This is a genomic window from Halostella sp. PRR32 (assembly GCF_034808085.1).
Classification (GTDB): Archaea; Halobacteriota; Halobacteria; order Halobacteriales; family Natronoarchaeaceae; genus Halostella; species Halostella pelagica.
This window is the reverse complement of record NZ_JAXHGL010000104.1, coordinates 1-275: the sequence shown is the minus strand read 5'-3', so window position 1 is coordinate 275 and position 275 is coordinate 1. Positions and strand designations below refer to the sequence as shown.

At 76.0% G+C, this 275-nt stretch carries 1 pseudogene; it reads left to right on the top strand.

From position 1 onward, the window contains the following. Positions 1–275: pseudogene (locus tag SM753_RS20555) on the top strand (magnesium chelatase); the annotation flags it as partial.

The following is a 275-nucleotide window of genomic DNA, read 5'->3' as shown; positions in this document are numbered from 1 at the left end:
GAGGACGCACCGGACCCCGACGACCTCCTCGACGAGCACTTCGCCGACGACGCGGACGACGGCGACGGCGATGGCCAACGCGGAGACGACGACGGCGACCGGGGAGACGATGGCGACGGCGGACCCGGGGACCGCAGCGATGGTGAGCGCGGCGGCGACGGCGAACGCGGCGCGGACGACGCTGGCGACGAAGCGGGAGGGAGCGAGAGCGAGCCCGCCGGAAGCGAGAGCGTGGGCGACTCCGGAACGACGGACGCGGCCGGCGCGACCGCGGA